Consider the following 21,526-nt stretch of genomic DNA (forward strand, 5'->3'; position numbering starts at 1 on the left):
GTCGCCTTCGCCTGCCTTGGGGGGAGGGGTTTTTCCATGGCTTCGAACGTCGTCGCGCGCCGTTGCGCGATGTTTTTCTTTGCGCTCTCGGTTTGTGTCTCCGGCGCCCGTCACATCACCGAAGCTCACGCCGCCGGTGCCATCGCGGTCGGCAAGTGCGGCGCCTATGGCCATGCCTATGATTGCGGCGCCGAGCACGAGGCCCGGGCCGCGGCACAGAAGCAGTGCAAGGGTGATTGCACCACCGTCACGATGAAGCGCGCCTGTGCTGCGATGTCGGTCGATCTCGCCAACCCGTGCGGCGCTATGGTTATGCCGTCAAGCCGAAGATCTCGGCGTCGCTGAATGCGGCGACGCGCGAATGCTACAAATACGGCGGCAAGGAATGCGTGATCCGCGCCTGGGCCTGCGACGCCAAGGGTTGATCCCTCGAGCGCTGAATCTTCTTGCTGGCATTCCGGGGCGATGCGTAGCATCGCGCGTGGAATGACAGTTAGGAATACACATGCAGTTCGACACCAAGATCGCCATCGTGATCCGCACCGATCTCCAGGCCTGGCAGAAGCTCAACGTCGCGTCTTTCCTCACCAGCGGCATCGCCGCGGCCTTTCCGGAATGTATCGGCGAAGACTATGAAGACGCCTCGGGCACGAAATATCACGCGCTGATCGGCCAGCCGATCCTGATCTATGGCGCCGATGGTCCGGCATTATCGCGCGCGCTCGACCGGGCGCTGACGCGCAACGTCAAGCCGGCGGTCTATACCGAGGACATGTTCAAGACCACGCACGATGCCGCCAATCGCGAGGCGGTGAGGGGCGTGGCGCGCGCCGAGCTTAATCTCGTCGGCATCGCGATGCGTGCCGAGCGCAAGGTGATCGACAAGATCGTCGACGGTCTGAAGTTTCACAGTTGAATTTAGCTGCTGGTGTTTCACCTCTCCCGCTCGCAAGCGGGAGAGGGAACGCACCTCACCCCGGCGGCATGCCATCGAACTTTAGCAGGCTGGGGTCGAGGCCGTCCCAGTCATGGCCGCGCGCGGCGAAAGTGACCGCCTGCGGCTTGTAGCGGGCGGGCTCGTCGAGGCTTGCGGCGCGGATCGTGAAGACGTCGGGCTGTGCCGCGAAGGTCATGTACACAGGCACGCCGCATTGCGTGCAGAAACCACGCGTCTTGACGTTGCCGCTGTCGGCGACCATGTCCCAATGCTTAGCCTCGCCGGTCACCGTGACGCCGGCGCGTGCGAACGTCGCGTACGAGCCATGCCCGCTGCCGCTTTCCCGCTGGCAGTCCCGGCACTGGCAGTGGTTGCTGAACAACGGCTCGCCGGCAATTGAATAGCGGATCGCGCCGCAGGCGCAGCCACCGGTATAGGGTTTGTCCATCGCGATATCTCCTCACGTCTCGCCGCTGATCTCGTCGAGCTGTCTGACGACTTTTTTCCAGCCGCCGCTCATCACGTCGTAGGCCGACTCGTTCCTCGGCATGACGAAGCCCGCATGGATCAGGCGGATCCGCGTGCCGGCTTCGACCGGGGCGAGGGACCACGTCACGACAGTGTCGAGCGGCGCGCCGTAACCGGTGTTGCGCTCATCGCCGCCTTTCCAGGCGTAGACAAGACGCCTGTTAGCCACCACCTCGAGAACCCGGCAATGAATGACGCCGTCCCAGGCACCGCCCGGGGTGGTCTGGAATGTGAAGGTGTTGCCTTCAACCGGCTCGAAGCCGGTCGGCTTCATCAGCCAACGCCCGATCAACTCGGCACTGGTCAGCGCCTTCCAGATCGTCTCCGGCGCATGAGGGAGCACTTCGTCAACGACGATGTCCCGGACGATATCTTGGGTCTCGGCTTTCAACTCGGCTGCACTCACGGATCGATCTCCTTCAAGAGGTCACGCAGGTTCTGGAAGCGCTCGCGCCAGAACACGCCGTAATGGTCCATCCAGGTGACCAGGGGCTCGAGCCCTTGCGGCGCGGCGCGGTAGTAGACATTGCGGCCCTCGGCGCGCTCGGCGACGAGGCCGGCCTGCTTGAGGGATTTCAGGTGCTGCGAGATCGCGCCCTGGGTCACGCCGCTGCCGCGTGTCAGCTCGGCGACGCTGATTTCCCGGCTGTCGAAGACGCGTTCAAATACGGCGCGGCGGGTCGGATCGGCGAGGGCGCGCATCACGGCCGTTACGGGGTTGGGGGTGGCTTCCATCATGAGAGACATATTAGCATACACTAATTCATTAGTAAATGCTAATTCGTCACGTCCGGCGCTGTTCTGTCACTTGTTGACAATGACTGACTAGTCAGTCATATATTACGCATGACGAAGAAGCCAGCCAGAACGCTCGCATCCGCGGCTCAAGCCGCGAGCCAGACACCCGAAGTCGGCGCTGAGGCCGAGGCCCGCGTTTCAAATCGGGCCGCCCGGGCCGCGGAGCGGCGCGCGGCGATCGTGGAGGCGGCGATGGACGAGTTCATCGCCCGCGGCTTTGCCGCGACCCGGCTCGACGACATCGCCAAACGGGCCGGCGTCGCCAAAGGCACGATTTACCTGCACTTCAAGGACAAGGAATCGATGTTCGAGGAGTTGGTGCGCACCGTGATCGTGCCGGTGGTCACACGCCTCACGACGCTGCCGCCGCCGACCGGAACGGTCCGCGACCTTGTCGAGACCTTTGCCAGCAACTTTCTGAAGGAGGTCATCGGCACCAGGCGCGGCGACCTCGTGCGCCTGATCGTGGCGGAGGGGCCGCGCTTTCCGTCCGTCGCCGATTTCTACTACCGCGAGGTCGTCTCGCGCGGAATTGCGGGCATGCGCGCGCTGATCGAGCTCGGCATCGCCCGTGGCGAGATCCGCGAGAAAAATCTCGCGCGGTTTCCCCAGATCATGGTTGCGCCCGCCATGATCGCAGTGATTTGGCAGAGCTTGTTCGCACGGCACGCGCCGCTCGACGCGCAGGAGATGCTGCGCGTCCATCTCGATTTGATTTTTGGCGAACGGAGGACGACATGAGGTCGTCACAAATCATGTCTCACCTCATCCTGAGGAGCGCGGAAGGCGCGTCTCGAAGGATGCAGGCTCGGCTGTGGCTCCTCGCCCTTCGAGACGCCGCGGAGCCTGTCATCGGGCCGCGCTCCGCGCGGACCCGTTGGCGGCTCCTCAGGGTCAGGGAGCGACAGCTGTCGCGCCTTTGCTCGATCGTGGTGCTGGCGATCGTAACCTCGCTTGCCGGCTGCCAGGAGAAGCGCGATCCCGGCTTCCAGGGCTGGGTCGAGGCCGACATGATCTTCGTCAGCCCGGACGAAGCCGGCCGCGTGACCAAGCTCAACGTCCGCGAGGGCGAGGAGGTCAAGCTCGGCGATCACCTCTATTCCGTCGATGACGACCTCCAGCTTGCCGATCTCAACCAGCAGAAGGCGACGCTGGCGAATGCGCAGCAGACCTATGACCGGGCGGCCTCGCTGAGCAAAACCGGCTCCGGCACGCAGGCCAATCTCGATTCTGCTGTTTCAGCTCTACGGGTGGCGCAAGCGCGGGTGGCGACGTCGGAGACGCGGCTAGCGCGCCGCAAGGGCTTTGCGCCGGTCGCCGGCACCATCCAGCAGATCTACTTCCGCGAGGGCGAAATGGTGGCGGCGCAGCGGCCGGTGCTCTCGATCATGCCGCCCGGCAACATGAAGCTGCGCTTCTTCGTGCCGGAGACCGAGCTGCCGAAGCTCGCCATCGGGGACACAGTGCGCATCGCCTGCGACAATTGCGCGGCCGATCTCACCGCAAAGATCTATTTCATCGCGACCTCGGCCGAATACACCCCGCCGGTCATCTACAGTCTCGATGAGCGCAACAAGCTGGTCTATCTGATCCAGGCGCGGCCCTCGCGCCCCGACGCCTTGCGCGTCGGACAGCCGATCAACGTCTATCTCGATCCGAAGACACCGGTGGCGGACAGGCGATGAGCGGCGGCAACGGCATCGCGATCGACGTCAAGGGCCTGACCAAGTCGTTCGGGGGCCGCGAGGTCGTGCACGATCTGTCGATGCAGGTGAGGCGCGGCTCGATCTACGGCTTCCTCGGGCCGAACGGCTCGGGCAAGACCACCACCATCCGCATCCTCTGTGGCCTGCTCACGCCCGACAGCGGCGAGGGCACCTGTCTCGGCTACGACATCCGCCGCGATGCCGAAAAGATCAAGCGCCAGGTCGGCTACATGACCCAGCGCTTCAGCCTATATCAGGATCTCTCGGTGCGCGAGAACCTCGAATTCGTCGCGCGGCTCTATGGCCTCACTGACGCGCGCGGCGCTGCGCGGGACATGATCAAGCGGCTCGGACTGTCGGGCCGCGAGGAGCAGCTGGCCGGCGAGCTCTCCGGCGGCTGGAAGCAGCGCCTGGCACTCGGGGCCTGCACGCTGCCCAATCCGCAACTCCTGCTGCTCGACGAGCCGACCGCCGGCGTCGATCCCAAGGCGCGGCGCGACTTCTGGAACGAGATTCACGCGCTCGCCGCCGACGGCCTCACCGTGCTGGTCTCGACCCATTACATGGACGAGGCCGAGCGCTGTCACGAGATCGCCTATATCGCCTATGGTCATCTCCTGACGCATGGCACGGTGGAGCAGGTGATCGCCAAATCCGCGCTCACCACCTACACGGTCACGGGCGAAGACCTCAATGAGATCGCGGCCGGGCTCACGGGCAAGCCCGGCATCGACATGGTGGCGCCGTTCGGCACCTCGCTGCACGTTTCGGGGCGCGACGTCGCTGCGCTCGAGGCCAGCATCGAGCCGTGGCGCGAAAGAAGCGGCCTGCACTGGCAGAAATCGTCGCCATCGCTCGAAGACGTGTTCATCGAGCTGATGAGCCGCTCCAAGGACAATTTCCAGTAAGGACAATTTCCAATGAGCGCTGTCGATCATCCCGCGCCCGTCCACGAAATCCGGGAACGCTTCGGCTTCTGGAAGCGCTCCTATGCGATGCTGGTCAAGGAGTTCATCCAGCTGAGGCGCGACCGCGTCTCGTTCGCCATGATCGTGATGCTGCCGGTGATGCAGCTCATGCTGTTCGGCTATGCCATCAACACCACACCACGTAACCTGCCGAGCGCGGTGCTGCTCCAGGAGGACTCCGATCTCGCCCGCTCGATCCTGAAGGCGCTGGAGAACACCGCCTATTTCCGCTTCCTCTATGAAGTGCACGATGTCGACGATTTCGACAATCTGCTGAAATCCGGCAAGGTGCTGTTCGGCGTCGAGATCCCGCGCGGCTTCGAGCGGGCGGTGCGGCGCGGCGACAGGCCGGCGCTGCTGGTCGCGGCCGACGCCACCGATCCGGTTGCGGCAAGCTCGGCGATCGGTTCGCTCGGCATGGTGGTGCAGACCGCGCTCAAGCACGATCTCTATATCGGCGATCCCCCGGAGATGCCGTTCGAGATCCGCGCCCATGCCCGCTACAATCCGGCCGCGGCCTCCAGCCTCAACATCGTGCCGGGCCTCGTCGGCACCATCCTCACCATGACCATGCTGATCTTCACCGCGCTGTCGGTCACGCGCGAGGTCGAGCGCGGCACCATGGAGAGCCTGTTGTCGATGCCGATCAAGCCAATCGAGGTGATGTTCGGCAAGATCGTGCCTTACGTCCTGGTCGGCTTCCTCCAGGCCTTCCTCATCATTGGCATTGGTGTCGGCCTGTTCGGCGTGCCCCTGCTTGGCAATCTGTTCCTGCTGGCGCTGCTCTCGACGCTGTTCATCACCACGAATCTGTCGATCGGCTACACGATTTCCACGCTGGTGCAGAACCAACTTCAGGCCATGCAGATGTCGATGATGTTCTTTCTGCCCAGCATCCTGCTCTCCGGCTTCATGTTCCCGTTCGCGGGCATGCCGGCCTGGGCGCAATATCTCGGCGAGGGCCTGCCGCTGACCCATTATCTGCGCATTGTCCGCGCCATCATGCTGAAGGGCGCGACCATGCAGAACCTGCGCTTCGACACGCTGGCGCTGGCGGCCCTGATGCTGCTTGCCATGACCATCGCCGTGACGCGCTTCCGCCGCACGCTGGATTGAGGCAAGATGCCCCCGAAATCGAGGGGCGGAATGGCGAAATTTGCGAGCAGGAAGACGCGGCAGCATGCCGTGCTATCGGACGATTTCGAGCGTGAGCTGACGCGGGAGGTGCTGCGCACCGAGCTGTTGCGGGTGCGCGCGCTGATCATGACGGGCTGCGTCATGATGTTGTTCCTCACCGCGATCTATCTGATCGATCCCGCTGTCGTGAACCGGGTCTGGCGCGGAACGGAAGGGCTGATCGAGGTCTATGGCCTTCTGGCCGGCTTCATCCTGTTCGAAGTCTGGGTCCACACCCAGATCAGGAAGAACCTCCGCCTCGATCGCGACCTGCCGGTGATCAGGCGCTATATCGGCACGCTGATCGAGACCTCGCTGCCCACGGCGATTCTCATCCTGCAAATCCGGACCATGGGCGCGAGCCAGGCGCTCGGCTTCGCGGTGCCGCTGATGTACTTCATTTTCGTTATCCTCTCGACCCTGCGGCTCGATTTCTGGCTCTCCACCTTCACGGGTTTCGTGGCCGCCGCCGGACTTCTGACCGTCGCGCTGTATTACAATTCGGCGAGCGAAGCCGGCGAGCCCCAGATCTATTTCCACGCCGTGCGCAGCCTTGTCATCATGATCTGCGGCGTGCTCGCCGGCGCCGTCGGCGCGCAGCTGCGGCGGCAATTTGCCGCGAGCATCGCGGCGGCGACCGCGCGCGACCGGGTGACTAATCTGTTCGGCCAACACGTCTCCCCGCAGGTGGTGGAACGGCTGATGACGGCGGGAACGAGCGCCAGCGGTGATCTCCGCCGCGTCGCGGTGATGTTCGTCGACTTCCGCGGCTTCACGGCCGGCGCGCAGTCGCGCACGCCTCGGGAGGTGGTCGACCGGCTCGATGGCGCCTTCGCAATATTGGTCGACATTCTCGATCGCCACGGCGGTATCGTGAACAAGTTCTTGGGCGACGGCTTTCTCGCGCTGTTCGGCGCGCCGCTGGAAGCCTCCGACGCCGCGCATCGCGCGGTCGCCGCAGGCCGCGAGATGCTGACCGCAATGAATCGCATCAACGCGCAAACCAGCTGGCCGCTGCGGATCGGCATCGGCATCCACTTCGGCGAGGTTGTCGCCGGCAATATCGGCTCGCCCCGGCGCAAGGAATACACGGTCATCGGCGATACCGTGAACTTCGCCTCGCGGCTGGAGGCGCTGAACAAGGAGTTCGGCTCCCAGCTCCTGATTTCCGCAGCCGTCCGCGAAGTGCTGGGCGACGACGGCAGCGATGCCGTGGCGCTGGGCGAGGTCGAGGTGCGCGGCTATGAGCGGCCGGTCGCGGTGTTTCAGCTGGGGTGAGCGCTGTCTGGAATGGGGCGTAGGCAAGGCGCGCTCACCGTCTCCTCCGCGAATGCTCCGATTGCTCCGAATTTTGGGGCATGACGGGCGATGCCGCCGGCCTGTAGTGTTGCCGAAGACGCGGCCGGTTGCGGCCTCGACTTGCATGAGGAAACGAAAGATGCAGCGCCGCTACATCACCGTCGATGTGTTCACCGACCGCGCCTTTGGCGGCAATCAGCTCGCCGTGGTGCTCGATGCCGGCGGGCTCTCCACTGGGCAGATGCAGGCGATCGCCACCGAGTTCAACTACTCCGAGACGACTTTCGTGCTGCCGCCGCGCGACAAGGTGAATGATGCCGAGGTGCGCATCTTTACCCCCGTCAGGGAGATGCCCTTTGCGGGTCATCCGAATGTCGGCACGGCCTTCGTACTGGCGACGATCGCCAAGGAGCCGAAGCCGCGCCTGCTGTTTGAAGAGAAGGCCGGACTCGTGCCGGTCGACATCCGGCGGGAGCAGGGGCGGGTGGTGAGCACCGAGCTCACCGCGCCGCAGCCGCTGTCCCGGCTGTCGCAATTGTCTGCCCTGGATGCCGCGAGCTGCATTTCGCTCAGCGCGGAGGATATCAAGGTCGAGCGTCACATGCCGCAGGTTGTCGGCGTTGGAACGCCATTTCTGGTGATCGAGCTGCATTCGCGCGATGCGCTCAAGCGGGCGAGGTCCGATGCGGCGGCCTTCGGCCGGGTATTTCCGCGCGACGGCGCGGTCTCGGCCTGGTTCTATACGCGCGATGTGCCCGCGGCGGAGGCGCCCTGTGAGCTTCAAGCGCGGATGTTCATGCGCGGTGCCGGCGGTCTCGCCGAGGATCCTGCCACCGGCAGTGCCACGGTCGCGGCGGCCGCGCTGTTCGCCGAGCTCGACCCCGCGCGCGACGGCGAATTCAAGCTCACGGTCGGTCAAGGTTTTGACATGGGCCGTCCGAGCCTGCTGCTGACGCGCGTATGCAAGCAAAACGGCAAGATCCGCTCCGCCCATGTCGGTGGCAGCTGCGTGCAGATGATGGAAGGGACGTTCAAGCTTGCGGGGGAGGGCTGATTTGTCGTTCCGGGACAGCGCGTAGCGCTGAGCCCGGAAGCCGTCCACCAACTCTGCCGCCCGCTGGATTCTCAGGTGCGCAATTGCGCACCGTAGTTCGCGCTGACGCACGCTCCGGAGTGGCGAAGCGCTACACCTGCCGCCCCACCAGATTCGTCACCGCCACGCCATCGCGCTCCTCGATGATCTCCGCGATCATCTGGCGGTGGCAATGGGTGTGGTCGCGCTCGTAGCAGAGCAGGCACACCGGGCCGGCCTTCTTCACCAGCGCCGAGAGCTCGTCCATCTCTTCCCTCGCCTGCGGCGTCTTCAGGTGCTTTGAATAGATCTTTTCCAGCACGTCGTATTGCCCGCTGCGCGCGGCGAGCCGGCCTTCCTTCGGAGTGCCGAGCGCGGCGAGGTGGATATAGCCGATGCCGCGCTCATCGAGGCCCGCGGACAGCTGCTTCTTGGAAAAGCCCGGCCGGCGCGAGGACGTCACCGCGCGCACGTCGACCACGAGCTTGACGCCGGCCTGCTCCAGCTCGTCGAGAACCGCTTTGGGCGGTGTCTGCTCATAGCCGATGGTGAAGAGCTTTTTCGCCTTCGCCATGGACCCATCCTCAGCTCACCCGCGCGATCAGTTCCATGGCGCCATGCGGTGCGCGCACCTTGCCCTCGTGGATGACGTAGGCGAACACGTCGCGCGGCTCCTTCTTCGGCTTGGCCTTGTCAATCTTCGGCAGGTCATCAGGTTCACTGCCAGAAGCCCAGGCCCGAAAGCGCGCGGCCCAGGCATCGAGCTGCTTCGGCGGATAGCAGGTCTTGATCTCGTCATTGCCCTTCTGAAGCCTTGCATAGACGAAGTCGCCGGCGACGTCGGCAATCGCCGGATATTTGCCGTGCTCGGCGAACACCACCGGCGTCTCGAATTCGCGGATCAGCGCAACGAAATCCGGCGTGCAGAAGCTGTCATGGCGCACTTCCACGACATGGCGCAGCGCGCGTCCGTCGAGCTGGCGCGGCAGCAGCTCCAGAAACTTGCCGAAATCGGCGCCGTCGAATTTTTTCGTCGGCGCGAACTGCCAGAGCACCGGCCCGAGATGGTCGCCGAGCTCCAGCACGCCGGAATCGTAGAACCGCTTGATGGAATCGCCCGCCTCGGCGAGCACGCGGCGATTGGTGGCGAAGCGCGGTCCCTTCACCGAGAACACGAAACCCTCGGGCACCTCGCTCGCCCATTTGCGAAAGCTCTCCGGCTTCTGTGAGCCGTAATAGGTGCCGTTGATCTCGATCGAGGTCAGCTTCGAGGCGGCGTACGATAGCTCCTTGGCCTGCGTCAGCTTCTCCGGATAGAACACGCCGCGCCAGGGCTCGAAAGTCCAGCCGCCGATGCCGATGAAAATGTTGCCGGATTTTTTTGACGCGGTTTTTGCTTTGGCCACGGAAGGATCTCGCATCGACGGGGAGGGACCTCATCCTAATCAAACCAGTTGTGATTGGCCAGTTGGCCGGCCCTGTCTAAGCTCGCGCCTGGACCCGCGAAAAAAGGAGAACAAGATGCGGATGCTGTTGCTGGGAGCCGCGCTCGTCATGATGACATCTGCTGCCATGACATGTTCTGCTTTGGCGGATGACGACGACGCCAAAAGCGCACAGAAACTTGCCCAGCAGGGCCGCGACGATTACTGGCATTGCCTGGCGCGGGAATATTCCCGCGACTCTAATCAGGGCCTGTCGGAACAGGATTTTGGCCGTTCGGTCGCGGGCGCCTGTCCATCGGAGCGGCAATATTACCGCGTGGTGCTGCTCGATTATCTCACCACGCAGTACCCCAACATCGATGCCGGCGCCCATCTCGCTACCGCAAACAGGGCGGTGGAGTCGGCGCAGAAGGACATTGTGATGGCCTACATCAAGCACCGGCCGCCGCAGAAATAGCTCCATTGAGCGTTGCGGCCCGGCGAACCCTTCCGGCTGCGCGGTCATCCATGATATCACTGGGCGCATCTGGAACAGGGATGGGTCCATGTCGTCTGAGTCAGTGGGGGGCATTCTGGGCGCGATCGTCGCGGCGGCCGTGCTTGCGGTCGCCGTCGTATTCGGCCCGATTGGCCAGTACGGCAAGCCGCCCAAGCCGGTAAAAGTCGAATCAGCCCCTGCCGCGGCACCCGCCGCCCCGGCCGCGCCGGCGCCCCGAGGGCCAGTGATTCGGGAAGTGCCGAACCAATAGGAGGCGGAAAGTGCCCTGAAGGGGCCCTTGCGGAGCGGCCTCGCCATTCCTATCTAACTTCTAACGGCGACGTTGAGTGACGTTCTCCGTCGTTGGAACGACCTTGGAATAGCTCAGGCCTGCGCCGGATGTACGTGCGGCCCGCCGTTCCGGGGTCGTTGGCATTTTAGGGCCTCTTTTGGGCCGTTGCCCACACAACCCCCGGCTTGGTAGCGCAACAACTTGGCAGCGCCAGACGCGGCGGCTATACGCTCCGTCATGAATGAAGCGATCAGACCGGGCGCCGACAACCTGCCGCAGGCTCAAGAGGGGCCGGAACTGTCGGTGATCGTTCCGACTTTCAACGAGCGCGACAACGTCACGGTGCTGTACCGGCGGCTGGAGGCGACGCTCGCCAGCGTCGCCTGGGAAGTCGTGTTCGTCGACGACAATTCGCCCGACGGCACCTGGGACGTTGTGCGTGCACTGGCGCAGCGCGACAGCCGTGTGCGCTGTGTCCGCCGCATCGGCCGCCGCGGCCTGTCGGGCGCCTGCATCGAGGGCATCCTCGCCTCGAGCGCACCCTATGTGGCCGTGATCGACGCCGACCTTCAGCATGACGAGACGCAACTGCCGAAGATGCTGTTGCTGCTCGCGAGCGATCAAGCCGACATCGTGGTCGGCAGCCGCTACATCGAGGGTTACAAGAGCGAGGGCTTCAACAAGCAGCGCGCGGGGGCCAGCGCGCTGGCGACCGAGTTCGCCCGGAAGATGCTGCGGGTCGAGATCGCCGATCCCATGAGCGGCTTCTTCATGATCCGCCGCGATCGTTTCGAGCAGCTCGCGCCAAAGCTGTCGGTGCACGGTTTCAAGATCCTGCTCGACCTGGTCGCGACCGCGCATGGCAACTTACGTGCGGTCGAGATTCCCTACACTTTCGGCGCCCGACAGCACGGCGAGAGCAAGCTCGATTCCATGGTCGCGCTGGACTTTCTTGGCCTCGTGCTGGCCAAGCTGAGCAACGACATCGTCTCGCTGCGCTTCATCTTGTTCGCGATGGTCGGCGGCATCGGCCTCGTGGTGCATCTCACCACGCTCTTCATCGCGCTTCAGCTGTTCAAGGCGCCGTTCGCGGAAGCGCAGGCCGCCGGCGCCATCGTCGCCATGACCAGCAATTTCATCCTCAACAACTTCCTCACCTATCGCGACCAGCGGCTGAAGGGCTTTGCGCTGCTGCGCGGCTTGATCGCCTTCTACATTGTGTGCAGCGTCGGTCTGCTCGCCAATGTCGGCGTCGCTTTCTCGGTCTACGACCAGGAGCCGATCTGGTGGCTGGCCGGCATGGCTGGTGCATTGATGGGCGTGGTGTGGAATTACGCAATGTCCGGACTGTTCGTCTGGCGCAAGAAATAGCACGATATGGGCGGAGCTGACGCGCGGATCGTCCGCAACACCGCGCTCACGATTCTTGCGTTGGTCGTGTTGCGGCTGGTCGCCGCCGCTTTCACGCCGATCACCTTCGACGAAGCCTATTACTGGATGTGGTCGAAAAATTTGGCGGGCGGTTACTACGACCACCCGCCGATGGTGGCCTATGTGATCCGCGCCGGCACCATGATTGCCGGCGACACCGAGCTCGGCGTTCGCCTTGTCTCGATCCTGCTGGCGCTGCCGATGAGCTATGCGGTCTACCGCTCGGCCGCGATCCTGTTCGGCGGCGCGCGCGTGGCCGCCATCAGCGCCATCCTGCTCAACGTGACGATGATGGCCGCGGTCGGCACGCTGATCGTCACGCCGGATGCGCCGCTGCTGGTCGCCTCCAGTTTCGTGCTGTTCTTCCTCGCAAAGGTGCTCGAGACCGGACGCGGAGCATGGTGGCTTGCGGCCGGCGCGGCGGTCGGTGCGGCGCTGCTGTCGAAATACACCGCAATGTTCTTTGGGCTGGCGATCCTGATCTGGCTCGCTTTCGTCCCGAAACTGCGGCACTGGTTTCTCTCGCCCTGGCCCTATTTCGGCGGTCTCGTGGCCCTCGCGCTGTTCTCGCCGGTGATCCTCTGGAATGCGGACCATCACTGGGTGTCGTTCGCAAAGCAGCTCGGCCGCGCCAGAATCGAGGACTTCCGTCCCGTCTTCATCGCCGAGCTGATCCCGACCCAGATCGCGTTTGCGACCCCGTTCGTCTTCATCCTGGGCGCGATGGGGCTGCATGCGCTGACCTGGCACCGGGCCGGCGCGCTGGCCTCGCGCGTGCTGATCGCGACGATGTTCTGGACCATCGTCGCTTATTTCGTCTGGCATTCGCTACACGCCCGCGTCGAGGCCAACTGGTTTGCGCCGGTCTACCCGCCCTTCGTCGTCGCCGCGGCCGCCGCCGCCAACCTCGTGCAGTGGAAGCCGCGCCAGCGGCGCCTGGTGGATTTCTGCCTGCGGTGGGCCGCGCCGGTCGGCATCGTGATGTTTGCGGCCCTGATCGTGCAGGCCAATACCGGCTGGCTGTCCGGCTATCGCCGCGATGCCACTGTGCGCAGCGTCGGCGTCGGCTGGCGTGAGCTTGCCGCGCAGATCGAAGCGGTGCGCGCGCGCAGTGGCGCGACCTGTGTGCTCGCGCAGGACTACGGCACCACGGGCTGGCTGGCCTTTTATCTGCCGCGCGGCACCTGCGTGGCCCAGCAGACCCAGCGCATCCGCTGGGTCAACATGCCCGAGCCCGATCCCAAGCTCCTCGCCGGTAAGCTGCTCTATGTCGACGAGCTGCGCAGCGATGGTCATCCCGCCCTCAACGACCTCTTCGCGACCGTGACGCAGATTGCGCAATTGCAGCGCAAGCGCGGACCGCTGGTGGTCGAGACCTACGGCGTCGACCTCTTGGAAGGCGCCAAGGGCGACGTGCTCGACCGCTCCCCGCCGCCGGAAGCGCGGTAAGGCTTCAGCCGATCATCTCGGCCTTGGTGGCGGCCTGGCCCGGTACGTCCCGATCGCGCCAGAACCAGACGGTCACGACGCCGGAGCGGCCGCGGACTTGCGTGAGCAGGGGGCCTGACAGGATGCCGTCGGGAGCGCCGTGGAAGTCGGCGGTGTCCAGCAGCGTATCGCTCAGCGCAAGCCGCGCGCAGTTCCGGGCGGCGACCTCCATCAGCCGGCTCGCGACGTTGACGGTATCGCCGGTCGCCGTGATGTGCTGGTGGCTTTCGCCGAGGCGGGAGGCGACGATCTCGCCGAAATGCGCGCCGATCTTGAAGCCGAGCTGATGTCCGATGGCAGGCGCCAACGAGGCGATCCAGCGCTCGACGCCACGATACAGGTCGATCGCGCATTTCAGCGCCCGCGCCGCGTCATCGGGCATTGCGCGCGGCAGTCCGAACAGGATCATGGCGCCATCGCCGAGAAAGCCGGTGATCAAGCCGCCGCAATCGGCTGCGGTCTTGTCCAGCAGCGCGTGGAATGCCTTCAGGATGTCCTGGAGCGCGTCCGGATCGGTCCGTTCGCTCAAGCCTGTGAAGCCGGAGAGATCGATGAAAACCACGGCGGCGTCTTGCCGAATGGGCTTGGACAGGAAATTCGGATCGTGCGCCAGCCAGTCCTGCACCGCCGGCGCCTGGAATTGCGCCAGCGACCTGCTCTTGGCGGCGAGATATTGCGTGCGGCGGCCTCCCGCCCACAGCTGCACGCCGGCAAAGACCGCAACCGGCGGCACGGCCGCGGCGAGCGTATTCGCGGCATTCAGCCAGACGCCGTGGGTGAACGCGAACAGGTTCAGCCCGGCCCAGGCGATCATCACCGCGGCCGCCGCCATGATGCCGAGCGCGCTGCGCCGCCAGGCAAGCAGGCCGACCAACAGCATTGGCAGGAGCATCGCGCCGAATGCGTCGGCGGCATGCACCCTGCGGTCGCGCACGATGCCGTCGCCGGCGACGAGGTGGGTGATTGCGGTCGCGACCACCTCGACGCCGGGCATCAGCGAATCGAACGGCGTCGGGTAGAAGTCGCCGCCGCCGGCGACCGCGGCGCCGATCACGACGATCCGGTTCTCGATGGCGGCGCGGTTGAGCGTGCCGTCGAAAATACTCTGCGCGCTGACGGTGCGGATGGTGCGGCGCGGGCCGTAATAGGTGATCGGCAGCGCGAAATCGGTATCGGTCGGCACCACGCGGTCGCCGAGCCTGAGATGATCCGGCGCGATCGTCAGCGGCTTGTCGAGCGCGCGGGCCGCCACGCGCAAAGGAAACGACAGCTCGACCTTGTCGGCCGTCCGGAACAGCATCGGCACCGAGAGCGGCGAGCCCGACTGTCCCGTCGCGACGTTGACGACGCCGACCTCGGCATGCTCGGCGAAGGCGGGCAGCGGCAGCAGGAAGCGCTCGGCCTGCGGCAGGACCGCAAGGGGACCTTCGCTGCTCGGCGCTACGGTCTCGCTGTCGGTCGGGAAGATCGCCGCCGCCGCGAGCACCACCGGACCGGTGGCGAGCGTGTTGGCGAGGGTCGCATCGCCGATCGCGGCGCTGCGGTCGACCAGCAGCAAGTCGATCGCGATGACCTTCGGCTTGAATTGCACAAGGGTGTCGACGACGCGGGCGAGATCGGCCCGGGGCAGCGGATAGCTGCCGCCGCGCTTCACCACAGTATCGTCGATCGCGACGATGGTGACGAGATCGGGCGGGCGCTGCACGCCGCGGACCTGGGTCCGCCAATCGGTCAACGTCGCTTCGAGGCGGTCGAGAAAGCGCAGATGGCCGTTGGCGTGCGCGGCAAAGATGCCCGCGCCCCATAGCGCGGTGAGAACGAGTGCCACCAGGATCTGAACGCGTCGGCTACGCATGCGGTCGGTTTGCAATCTTCTACTGTCCAAATCTTATTGAGCTGAGCCTTATCGACCCAGCCCTTATTGTCCGAGTCGTGCCATCAGCGCGTCGACGCGCGGCTGGCCCCACGTCTTGACGGTCAACGGGCCGGTTGCCTCGACATCGACCCCTTCGCCAGGTCCGAGCACGACACCGCGTCCACGAGCCCTGCGGGTCACGCCGACGCGGCCGCCAGCGACGAACACGGAGGTCTTGGCGTCCGCGACATCGACCGCCCATTTCGTGCCGCGCACCGCTGCGATAGCTTGCGGGGTCAGCACCTTGAAGGGATTGCCGCCGGGCTTCTTGGGCACCTCGATCAGCAGGGCTTTGCTGCTCAACTCCACGGAGTCTATATGTCCGTCGCGGTTGGCGTCCTTTAGTTCAAATCGGGCGCCGTTTTCCGCAACGATCGTGATGCCGTTGTCGCAGCGCCAAACTTGCGTGCCCGCGGCCGACGGCGATGCCGTACAGCCCGCATTGGCAGCAGACTGTGCCTTTGCAAACCCAATCAACAACAATAAACACGCCAGGGCGCAAAACCCGGCGCGCGAAAAGCCTCTCATGCCTGCCTCCGTTTGCGTGCTCGGCACAGTTCAAGGCGATGTTGATACGGTACCGTATCACACGCAGAGGCTGCCGAAAAGTACTGGGTTAGGAGCTATTTTCTCGTCGGGGCGATTTCCAGGCCGGCGCGATCAACTTTAAGTCACGGCGCGTGAGCACCTCCGTCCGCGGTGCGTGACCTGCATGAGCCGTTGCCGCGACTGGCCGGCTTGGGCGCGGCGGGAGGCCACCAGCCTCGCAACCCTTCGGCGCTATGGTCAGACCCAGTTTTGATGATCACGAAAAGGGCGTTGTTGGGTGCGTCTTGGCTGCGGGCGGAGGCGTCGGGTGGCCGGCCTGAACCGGTCGAGAATCATGGTTAACAACTTCGGCTAAGACCGTAATTCTGCGGGATTTTTTCCCGAAATGGGACGACGTTAACGAGTTGCCCCACATCCGCCTGAACTTAATCTGCATTTAACTAAAAGTCGCCTTAATGACGCTCCGACCCTCTGCGAGATGCTGGTCCCGGATCGTGACCAGCGGCGCTTCGAAGGGGGACTGAGTGACACCGTCCTGGACGCAAGGCGAATGAGTACGAGTATCGCTGCGCAGAGTAACGCGGCACGGAAGTCCAAGAAATTCTCGAAGAATTATTCGCGGAAATCTTCCCGGAAAATGACCACCCGTAATTGGCTCGGCGCCGCGGCGATCGGCTGCATCGTGATTGGCGCCGGCTGGACCATTTACAACAACATCCTCGGCGCCAGCGTCTATCCGACCGTCGGCAACAGCCGCTACGACGAGCCCGTGATCAAGCGCGCACCCAAGGTGGTGCTGCGCGAGGCGGGCGAGGCGGTCAAGGAAACCTTCGCGCTCCTGCCGGACCGGTTGCAGGTGGCCGCGCCGATCTCGCGCGAGATGTTCAACGAGCGCTTTGCCGCAGCTGCAACGCAAGGCGTGGCCTCGAACGCGGCCAGCGCCGCGCCTGCCGCGCCCGCAATCAGCGTTGCCGAGGCCAAGGACGCCATCAAGGATGCGCCGAAGGAAGCCGCGAAACCGAACGTGATGGCGAAGGTCGCGGACGCGCTGAAGCCGCAGGGCTCGGCCAAGATCGTGGACGCTGCCAAGGCCAAGCGCGCTGACGCAGGTGTGCAGCTGGCCTCGGCCGATCCCGCCGAGATCGTGCCGGCGCCCGAGGCTAAACCAAAATCCTTCGCCGATCGCGCCAAGGCCGCGGTGATGTCGATCACCGGTCCGCGCCAATCGATGGTCGAGAAACTCTGGGGCAAGCGTGAGCCGTCCGGCGGGCTCTTGGCGTATGCCTCGGCCGATGCCAGCATCACAGCGTCCATCGCGCCGAAGGAGCAGAATCCGATGTTTGGCGGTGCGCCGCCCTATGAGCGCGACACCGCGGTCTACGACATCACCGCCAAGACGGTTTATCTGCCCGATGGCACCAAGCTCGAGGCGCATTCCGGCCTCGGCTCCAATCTCGACGATCCGCGCTCCCAGCGCCAGCGCATGCGCGGTGTGACGCCGCCGCACATCTACACGTTGAAGCCGCGTGAGGCGCTGTTCCACGGCGTGCCGGCGCTGCGCCTGACCCCGATCGGCGGCGAGAGCGCGATCTACGGCCGCGACGGCCTGCTCGCGCACACCTTCATGCTCGGTCCGAACGGCGATTCCAACGGCTGCGTCTCGTTCAAGGATTATTACGCGTTCCTGGACGCCTACCGCAACAAGGGCATCCGCAAGCTCGCGGTGCTGGCGCGGGTGGAGTGAGACGCGGTCAACTCGCCATCGTCTTGCGCAGCGCCATCTCGGTCGCGATCGCCTCACGCACGGCGGGCCGCGCCTGCATGCGCCCGAGATAGGCCGCCAACGATGGCCACTGCGCGATATCGATTCCTGCGTGACGGAGCAGCAGCAATGCCCAGGTGAGATGCGCATCCGCAACGGTGAAGCGCTGACCGACCAGGAATTCGCGGTCCGCCAGATGCGCTGATGGCACCGACAATGTCTGCACAATTCTAGCGCGCGGCTTGGCGAGCGAGCCGTCGTCCTTGTACCAGAAGGCCGGAAACAGGAACGCCTTGTGGATCTCGGCGCCGACGAAGCTCAGCCATTCCTGGAGGCGATAGCGGTCGGGATCGCCAAACCGGGGCGCAAGGCCCGCCTGCGGCTTCACATCGGCGATGTATTGCAGCACCGCCGCGCTTTCGGTCAACCGCTCGCCGTTCTCCAGGACGAGCACCGGCACCGCGCCCTTCGGCGACACATCGCGGAAGTCGGTGTCGTCGTCCACGACCCTCTTCGTCCAGATATGAGCAAGGTGATACTGAGCCTCGACGCCCGCCTCGATCAGCGCGATACGGCTCGAGAGCGAGCAGGCCATCGGGAAGAAATAGAGCTGCAGCATCGTGAACTCCTTCACGCCAGCGCATCACCGCGCGCGATGATTGCGAAGCGGTCCGAGAGCTCGGCCAGCGCGACCTCGTGGATGGTCCGGGCCTCCAGCGTACCGCCGCGGCCGTCGGGCAGATCACGCGTGGCGCAGGAATCGGCATCGATGGTCGTGCGAAAACCGAGGTCGAGTGCGGCGCGGGCGGTGGAGCTGACGCACATGTGCGTCATGAATCCGGCCAACACGATGTTCTTGCGTCCGCTCGCGGCGAGCTGCGCCTGCAGGCCGGTGGCGGCGAAAGCGTTCGGCAACTCCTTCTCGATCACGCGCTCGTCCGCAAGCGGCGCGAGCTCGGCGACGATAGCGCCGCGATCGGCAGAGCGATCGAACAGGCCGCCGGGCTTGCCGCGATGGGCGATATGGATGATCGCAGATCCGCGCTCGCGCGCCCGCGCCAGCAGGACGCTCGCCCGCGCGATCGCAGGCTTGGCGTCCGGCAGGGCGAGGGGACCTGCGAGATATTCATTCTGGATGTCGATCAGCACCAGCGCGACGTCGTCAAGACGCGGCGGAGTGAGGTCCGCACCGGCGAGCTGCAGCAGGGTCTTTGCGGGCATCATGATCTTCAGAATCTCCAAGCGGTAAGGTTGGCCGAGCATAGCTCGTCGGCAGCCTGCCGATATGCAGGGAAATTGCAGCCGATGGCTGCGATATTGCAGGCCAATGCCAGTCGATGTAGCCTTGAAGCCATGAATTGGGACGACCTTCGCATCATCGCCGCGGTCAGAGACGAGGGCACCTATGCCGGCGCCAGCGCGCGGCTGCGGATCGACGAGACCACGGTCGGACGTCGGCTGGCGCGCATCGAACATGCGCTCGGCCTGCGCCTGTTTGAGGCTGCCGACGGTGTCCGCAAGCCGACCCGTCATTGCGAGGCGGTACTGGCGCACGTCCAAGCCATGGCCGCGCATGCCGCCGAGATCGGTCGCATCAGTGAGAGGATGCCCGGCCCGGTGGGGCGGCTGCGCATCGCCGCGACCAATGCGGTCGCCGAGGAGGTGCTGTCCCCGCATGCGAGCGAGTTCCTGCGCGCCAATCCCGGCTTAACGCTGCAATTCCTGACCTCGAGCGAGAACGTCAGGTTCTCGCGCTGGGAGGCCGATCTCGCGATCCGCCTGCGCAAGCCCGACAAGGGCGACTTTTCGATCTCCAGGCTCGGCGACATCCGCATCTACTATTTCGAACCGGTCGCGACTGAAGGCGAGCCGGTGCTATGCGCCTATCCGGACGAGCTCGGCGCCATTCCCGAGATGCAATTCCTGCGGACGAAGAAAATCCGCCCTCGCTGCGTGACCGACAATGTCCGCGTCATCCGCGCCCTGATCCGCTCGCATCAGGCCGCTGGCGTGTTGCCGGAGCACAGCTGCACCGACTTGCTCGGCGATCGCCGCCTGCGCGCCACGCTGCTGCCGAAACGCCGCGACGTCTGGCTGCTCGTGCAAAACCATCTCAAGCGCGACGCCGCGACACGCGTGACGATCGATTGGCTGCGGGCGTGTTTCACCGAACCTGCGCGGGGATAACCGAGAGCGTGTGAAAACCCGAAGGCTGCCCATGGGCGGCCTTCACATATCCGTTGTGTCGCCCTTGCGATGAATGCGTGGCCGCGCCTATGCGACCGAGAGCCGGGATTGCACGCGCGCGAAAGTTGCGTAGTCTCGCGACGGCTACGGACTTGATCAGGGCAGGTGCATGACCATTCAGGAAACATTCCGGCCGCGGTCGTCGGCGCAGTCGCGTGAATGGAAGGCGATTGTCATCCTGATCCTGCTGATTCCGCTGCTGTGGTCGCCGCCGTTCCTGTTTCGCTTCTTCCTGTATCAGCCGTTCAACATCCCTTCTCGTTCGATGGCGCCGACGCTGATGGTCGGCGACTACGTCTTCGTCGCGAAATATGCCTATGGCTACGGCCGCTATTCCTTTCCTTTCGCGCCGTCCTGGATCTCGGGCCGCGTGTTCGCCGCTGAACCCGAATATGGCGACATCGTCGTGTTCCGGACTGCGAAGGACAGTTCGGTCGATTACGTCAAGCGCGTGGTCGGGCTGCCCGGCGACCGCATCCACGTGCGGCAGGGTCAGCTTATCCTCAACGATCGTCCTGTGACGCGCGTCGCGCTCGAGCACGGGCTCGCAGGCATCGCCTGCGGTGTGGATGGCAGCTTCAAGGTCAAGCGCTGGCGCGAGACGCTGCCGAGCGGCGTGTCCTAGTGACCTATGACTGCATCGATAACGGCTTCCTGGACGTTACGGATGTCTTCACGGTGCCGCCGGGCCACTTCTTCGTGCTCGGCGACAACGCGACAATTCCACCGACAGCCGCATGATGTCGACGTTCGGTTTCGTGCCGATGGACAATCTCGTCGGCAAGGTGACGCGGATCTTCTGGTCGCTCGACGAAGACGGCGAGCCGCACATGGAGCGGCTGGGCAAGGTGAAGTGAGGCTGCCAGCATCCAGACGGTGTACGTGGCCGGATTGCGCTGCGCCCCGTCCGCTCGTCATTCCAGGCTCGCGCCCAAGAGGGCGCGCCCCGGAATGATGGTGGCGGGGAGTTGCCCCAAACAAAAACCCCGGCATCGCTGCCGGGGTTTCGCATGAGTTGTCTGCCTGAACGGCCGATCAGAAGTCCATGCCGCCCATGCCGCCGCCGGGCGGCATCGCCGGACCGGCGCCGCCCTTCTTGGGCAGCTCGGCGACCATGGCTTCCGTGGTGATCAGGAGCGCGGCCACCGAGGCTGCGTTCTGGATCGCGGTGCGGACCACCTTGGTCGGGTCGATGATGCCCTTCTTGACGAGGTCGGCATATTCGCCGGTCTGGGAATCGAAGCCGTAATTGTAGGCCTTGTTCTCCAGGATCTTGCCGACGATCACCGAGCCATCTTCGCCGGCGTTGATAGCGATCTGGCGAGCGGGCGCCGATAGCGCCTTGCGCACGATCTCGACGCCGGTCTTCTGGTCGTCGTTCTTGGTGCGCAGGCCCTTGAGCTGCTCGGAGGCACGGAGCAGGGCGACGCCGCCG

General features: G+C 64.8%; 25 protein-coding genes and 1 pseudogene. 16 read left to right on the plus strand and 10 right to left on the minus strand.

The window, feature by feature from the left end; translation table 11 throughout:
• The first annotated feature begins 36 nt into the window (after positions 1-36).
• Positions 37-425 (plus strand): annotated as a pseudogene (locus tag IVB12_RS06210) (DUF4189 domain-containing protein).
• A gap of 80 nt (positions 426-505) precedes the next feature.
• Positions 506-916, plus strand: a complete 411-nt coding sequence (locus tag IVB12_RS06215; protein ID WP_247296657.1) for a DUF2000 family protein — start codon at positions 506-508, stop codon at positions 914-916.
• Positions 917-971: 55 nt separating this feature from the next.
• Here IVB12_RS06215 and IVB12_RS06220 read toward each other — a convergent pair whose 3' ends face one another.
• Genes IVB12_RS06220 through IVB12_RS06230 form a run of 3 tightly spaced genes read right to left on the minus strand, consistent with a single transcriptional unit; the run spans position 972 to position 2,203 of the window.
• Positions 972-1,385, minus strand: coding sequence for a GFA family protein (locus IVB12_RS06220; protein ID WP_247296659.1), 414 nt, complete (start codon positions 1,383-1,385; stop codon positions 972-974).
• A gap of 12 nt (positions 1,386-1,397) precedes the next feature.
• Positions 1,398-1,871, minus strand: a complete 474-nt coding sequence (locus tag IVB12_RS06225) for an SRPBCC domain-containing protein (RefSeq protein WP_247296661.1) — start codon at positions 1,869-1,871, stop codon at positions 1,398-1,400.
• Positions 1,868-2,203 carry a metalloregulator ArsR/SmtB family transcription factor gene (locus tag IVB12_RS06230; RefSeq protein ID WP_247280742.1) on the minus strand — a complete coding sequence of 112 codons (336 nt, stop codon included), beginning with the start codon at positions 2,201-2,203 and terminating at the stop codon, positions 1,868-1,870. The genes IVB12_RS06225 and IVB12_RS06230 overlap by 4 nt, the downstream gene beginning before the upstream one ends.
• A gap of 108 nt (positions 2,204-2,311) precedes the next feature.
• On the opposite strand from IVB12_RS06230, the gene IVB12_RS06235 reads away from it, so the two are divergent.
• From IVB12_RS06235 to IVB12_RS06260, 6 genes are all read left to right on the plus strand, one after another.
• The gene (locus IVB12_RS06235; protein WP_247296664.1) at positions 2,312-3,004 is read left to right on the plus strand and encodes a TetR/AcrR family transcriptional regulator; all 693 of its coding nucleotides are present in this window, start codon (positions 2,312-2,314) and stop codon (positions 3,002-3,004) included.
• Positions 3,001-3,948: an efflux RND transporter periplasmic adaptor subunit gene (locus IVB12_RS06240; RefSeq protein WP_247296666.1), complete on the plus strand. Its 948-nt coding sequence runs from the start codon at positions 3,001-3,003 to the stop codon at positions 3,946-3,948. The genes IVB12_RS06235 and IVB12_RS06240 overlap by 4 nt, the downstream gene beginning before the upstream one ends.
• Positions 3,945-4,877: an ABC transporter ATP-binding protein gene (locus IVB12_RS06245; protein WP_247296668.1), complete on the plus strand. Its 933-nt coding sequence runs from the start codon at positions 3,945-3,947 to the stop codon at positions 4,875-4,877. Before IVB12_RS06240 ends, IVB12_RS06245 begins: the two co-directional genes overlap by 4 nt.
• A 12-nt stretch (positions 4,878-4,889) precedes the next feature.
• Positions 4,890-6,053, plus strand: coding sequence for an ABC transporter permease (locus IVB12_RS06250; RefSeq protein WP_247296671.1), 1,164 nt, complete (start codon positions 4,890-4,892; stop codon positions 6,051-6,053).
• Positions 6,054-6,083: 30 nt separating this feature from the next.
• Positions 6,084-7,391 (plus strand): adenylate/guanylate cyclase domain-containing protein, encoded by a 1,308-nt coding sequence (locus IVB12_RS06255; RefSeq protein WP_247296672.1) that lies wholly within the window; start codon positions 6,084-6,086, stop codon positions 7,389-7,391.
• Positions 7,392-7,551: 160 nt separating this feature from the next.
• Entirely contained in the window at positions 7,552-8,466 is a 915-nt protein-coding gene (locus IVB12_RS06260; RefSeq protein ID WP_247296675.1) for a PhzF family phenazine biosynthesis protein, read from the plus strand.
• A gap of 130 nt (positions 8,467-8,596) precedes the next feature.
• Here the strand turns inward: IVB12_RS06260 and IVB12_RS06265 are convergent, their stop codons facing one another.
• Both IVB12_RS06265 and IVB12_RS06270 read right to left on the minus strand, forming a co-directional pair.
• Positions 8,597-9,058, minus strand: coding sequence for a DUF488 domain-containing protein (locus IVB12_RS06265; RefSeq protein ID WP_247296676.1), 462 nt, complete (start codon positions 9,056-9,058; stop codon positions 8,597-8,599).
• Between the two features lie 10 nt (positions 9,059-9,068).
• On the minus strand, positions 9,069-9,905 hold the full coding sequence (locus IVB12_RS06270) for a DUF72 domain-containing protein (RefSeq protein WP_247296678.1): 837 nt from the start codon (positions 9,903-9,905) through the stop codon (positions 9,069-9,071).
• Positions 9,906-10,005: 100 nt separating this feature from the next.
• Between IVB12_RS06270 and IVB12_RS06275 the strand changes: the two genes are divergently transcribed.
• The 4 genes from IVB12_RS06275 (at position 10,006) to IVB12_RS06290 (ending at position 13,579) form a co-directional block, all read left to right on the plus strand.
• Positions 10,006-10,386: a hypothetical protein gene (locus IVB12_RS06275; RefSeq protein WP_247296680.1), complete on the plus strand. Its 381-nt coding sequence runs from the start codon at positions 10,006-10,008 to the stop codon at positions 10,384-10,386.
• Positions 10,387-10,474: 88 nt separating this feature from the next.
• Complete coding sequence (locus IVB12_RS06280) at positions 10,475-10,678, plus strand: hypothetical protein (protein ID WP_247296682.1); 204 nt, start codon at positions 10,475-10,477, stop codon at positions 10,676-10,678.
• Positions 10,679-10,936: 258 nt separating this feature from the next.
• Positions 10,937-12,070, plus strand: a complete 1,134-nt coding sequence (locus tag IVB12_RS06285) for a glycosyltransferase family 2 protein (RefSeq protein ID WP_247296684.1) — start codon at positions 10,937-10,939, stop codon at positions 12,068-12,070.
• A gap of 6 nt (positions 12,071-12,076) precedes the next feature.
• Positions 12,077-13,579 carry a glycosyltransferase family 39 protein gene (locus tag IVB12_RS06290; protein ID WP_247296686.1) on the plus strand — a complete coding sequence of 501 codons (1,503 nt, stop codon included), beginning with the start codon at positions 12,077-12,079 and terminating at the stop codon, positions 13,577-13,579.
• Between the two features lie 4 nt (positions 13,580-13,583).
• Here IVB12_RS06290 and IVB12_RS06295 read toward each other — a convergent pair whose 3' ends face one another.
• Positions 13,584-15,473, minus strand: coding sequence for an adenylate/guanylate cyclase domain-containing protein (locus tag IVB12_RS06295; RefSeq protein WP_247296688.1), 1,890 nt, complete (start codon positions 15,471-15,473; stop codon positions 13,584-13,586).
• A 63-nt stretch (positions 15,474-15,536) separates the two neighbouring features.
• Positions 15,537-16,061, minus strand: a complete 525-nt coding sequence (locus IVB12_RS06300) for a FecR domain-containing protein (protein ID WP_247296690.1) — start codon at positions 16,059-16,061, stop codon at positions 15,537-15,539.
• A gap of 658 nt (positions 16,062-16,719) precedes the next feature.
• Between IVB12_RS06300 and IVB12_RS06305 the strand changes: the two genes are divergently transcribed.
• Positions 16,720-17,826 (plus strand): DUF2778 domain-containing protein, encoded by a 1,107-nt coding sequence (locus IVB12_RS06305; protein ID WP_247296692.1) that lies wholly within the window; start codon positions 16,720-16,722, stop codon positions 17,824-17,826.
• 7 nt (positions 17,827-17,833) lie between these two features.
• Here IVB12_RS06305 and IVB12_RS06310 read toward each other — a convergent pair whose 3' ends face one another.
• The gene (locus IVB12_RS06310) at positions 17,834-18,463 is read right to left on the minus strand and encodes a glutathione binding-like protein (RefSeq protein ID WP_247296694.1); all 630 of its coding nucleotides are present in this window, start codon (positions 18,461-18,463) and stop codon (positions 17,834-17,836) included.
• 11 nt (positions 18,464-18,474) lie between these two features.
• Positions 18,475-19,068 (minus strand): cysteine hydrolase family protein, encoded by a 594-nt coding sequence (locus tag IVB12_RS06315; protein WP_247296697.1) that lies wholly within the window; start codon positions 19,066-19,068, stop codon positions 18,475-18,477.
• 129 nt (positions 19,069-19,197) lie between these two features.
• Between IVB12_RS06315 and IVB12_RS06320 the strand changes: the two genes are divergently transcribed.
• The 3 genes from IVB12_RS06320 to IVB12_RS06330 all read left to right on the plus strand — a co-directional run bounded on the left by IVB12_RS06320 (position 19,198) and on the right by IVB12_RS06330 (position 20,948).
• Positions 19,198-20,031, plus strand: a complete 834-nt coding sequence (locus IVB12_RS06320; protein WP_247296707.1) for a LysR family transcriptional regulator — start codon at positions 19,198-19,200, stop codon at positions 20,029-20,031.
• A gap of 169 nt (positions 20,032-20,200) precedes the next feature.
• Positions 20,201-20,716, plus strand: coding sequence for a signal peptidase I (gene lepB / locus IVB12_RS06325; RefSeq protein ID WP_247296699.1), 516 nt, complete (start codon positions 20,201-20,203; stop codon positions 20,714-20,716).
• 112 nt (positions 20,717-20,828) lie between these two features.
• A complete protein-coding gene (locus IVB12_RS06330) occupies positions 20,829-20,948 on the plus strand; it encodes a hypothetical protein (RefSeq protein WP_247296701.1) in 120 nt (39 codons plus the stop codon).
• A 178-nt stretch (positions 20,949-21,126) separates the two neighbouring features.
• On the opposite strand, the gene IVB12_RS06335 is transcribed toward IVB12_RS06330, so the two are convergent.
• On the minus strand, positions 21,127-21,526 hold a 400-nt coding region (locus tag IVB12_RS06335), incomplete at its 5' end, for a TCP-1/cpn60 chaperonin family protein (protein WP_035681572.1).

The organism is Bradyrhizobium sp. 179 (assembly GCF_023073535.1).
In the GTDB taxonomy this organism is placed as follows: domain Bacteria; phylum Pseudomonadota; class Alphaproteobacteria; order Rhizobiales; family Xanthobacteraceae; genus Bradyrhizobium.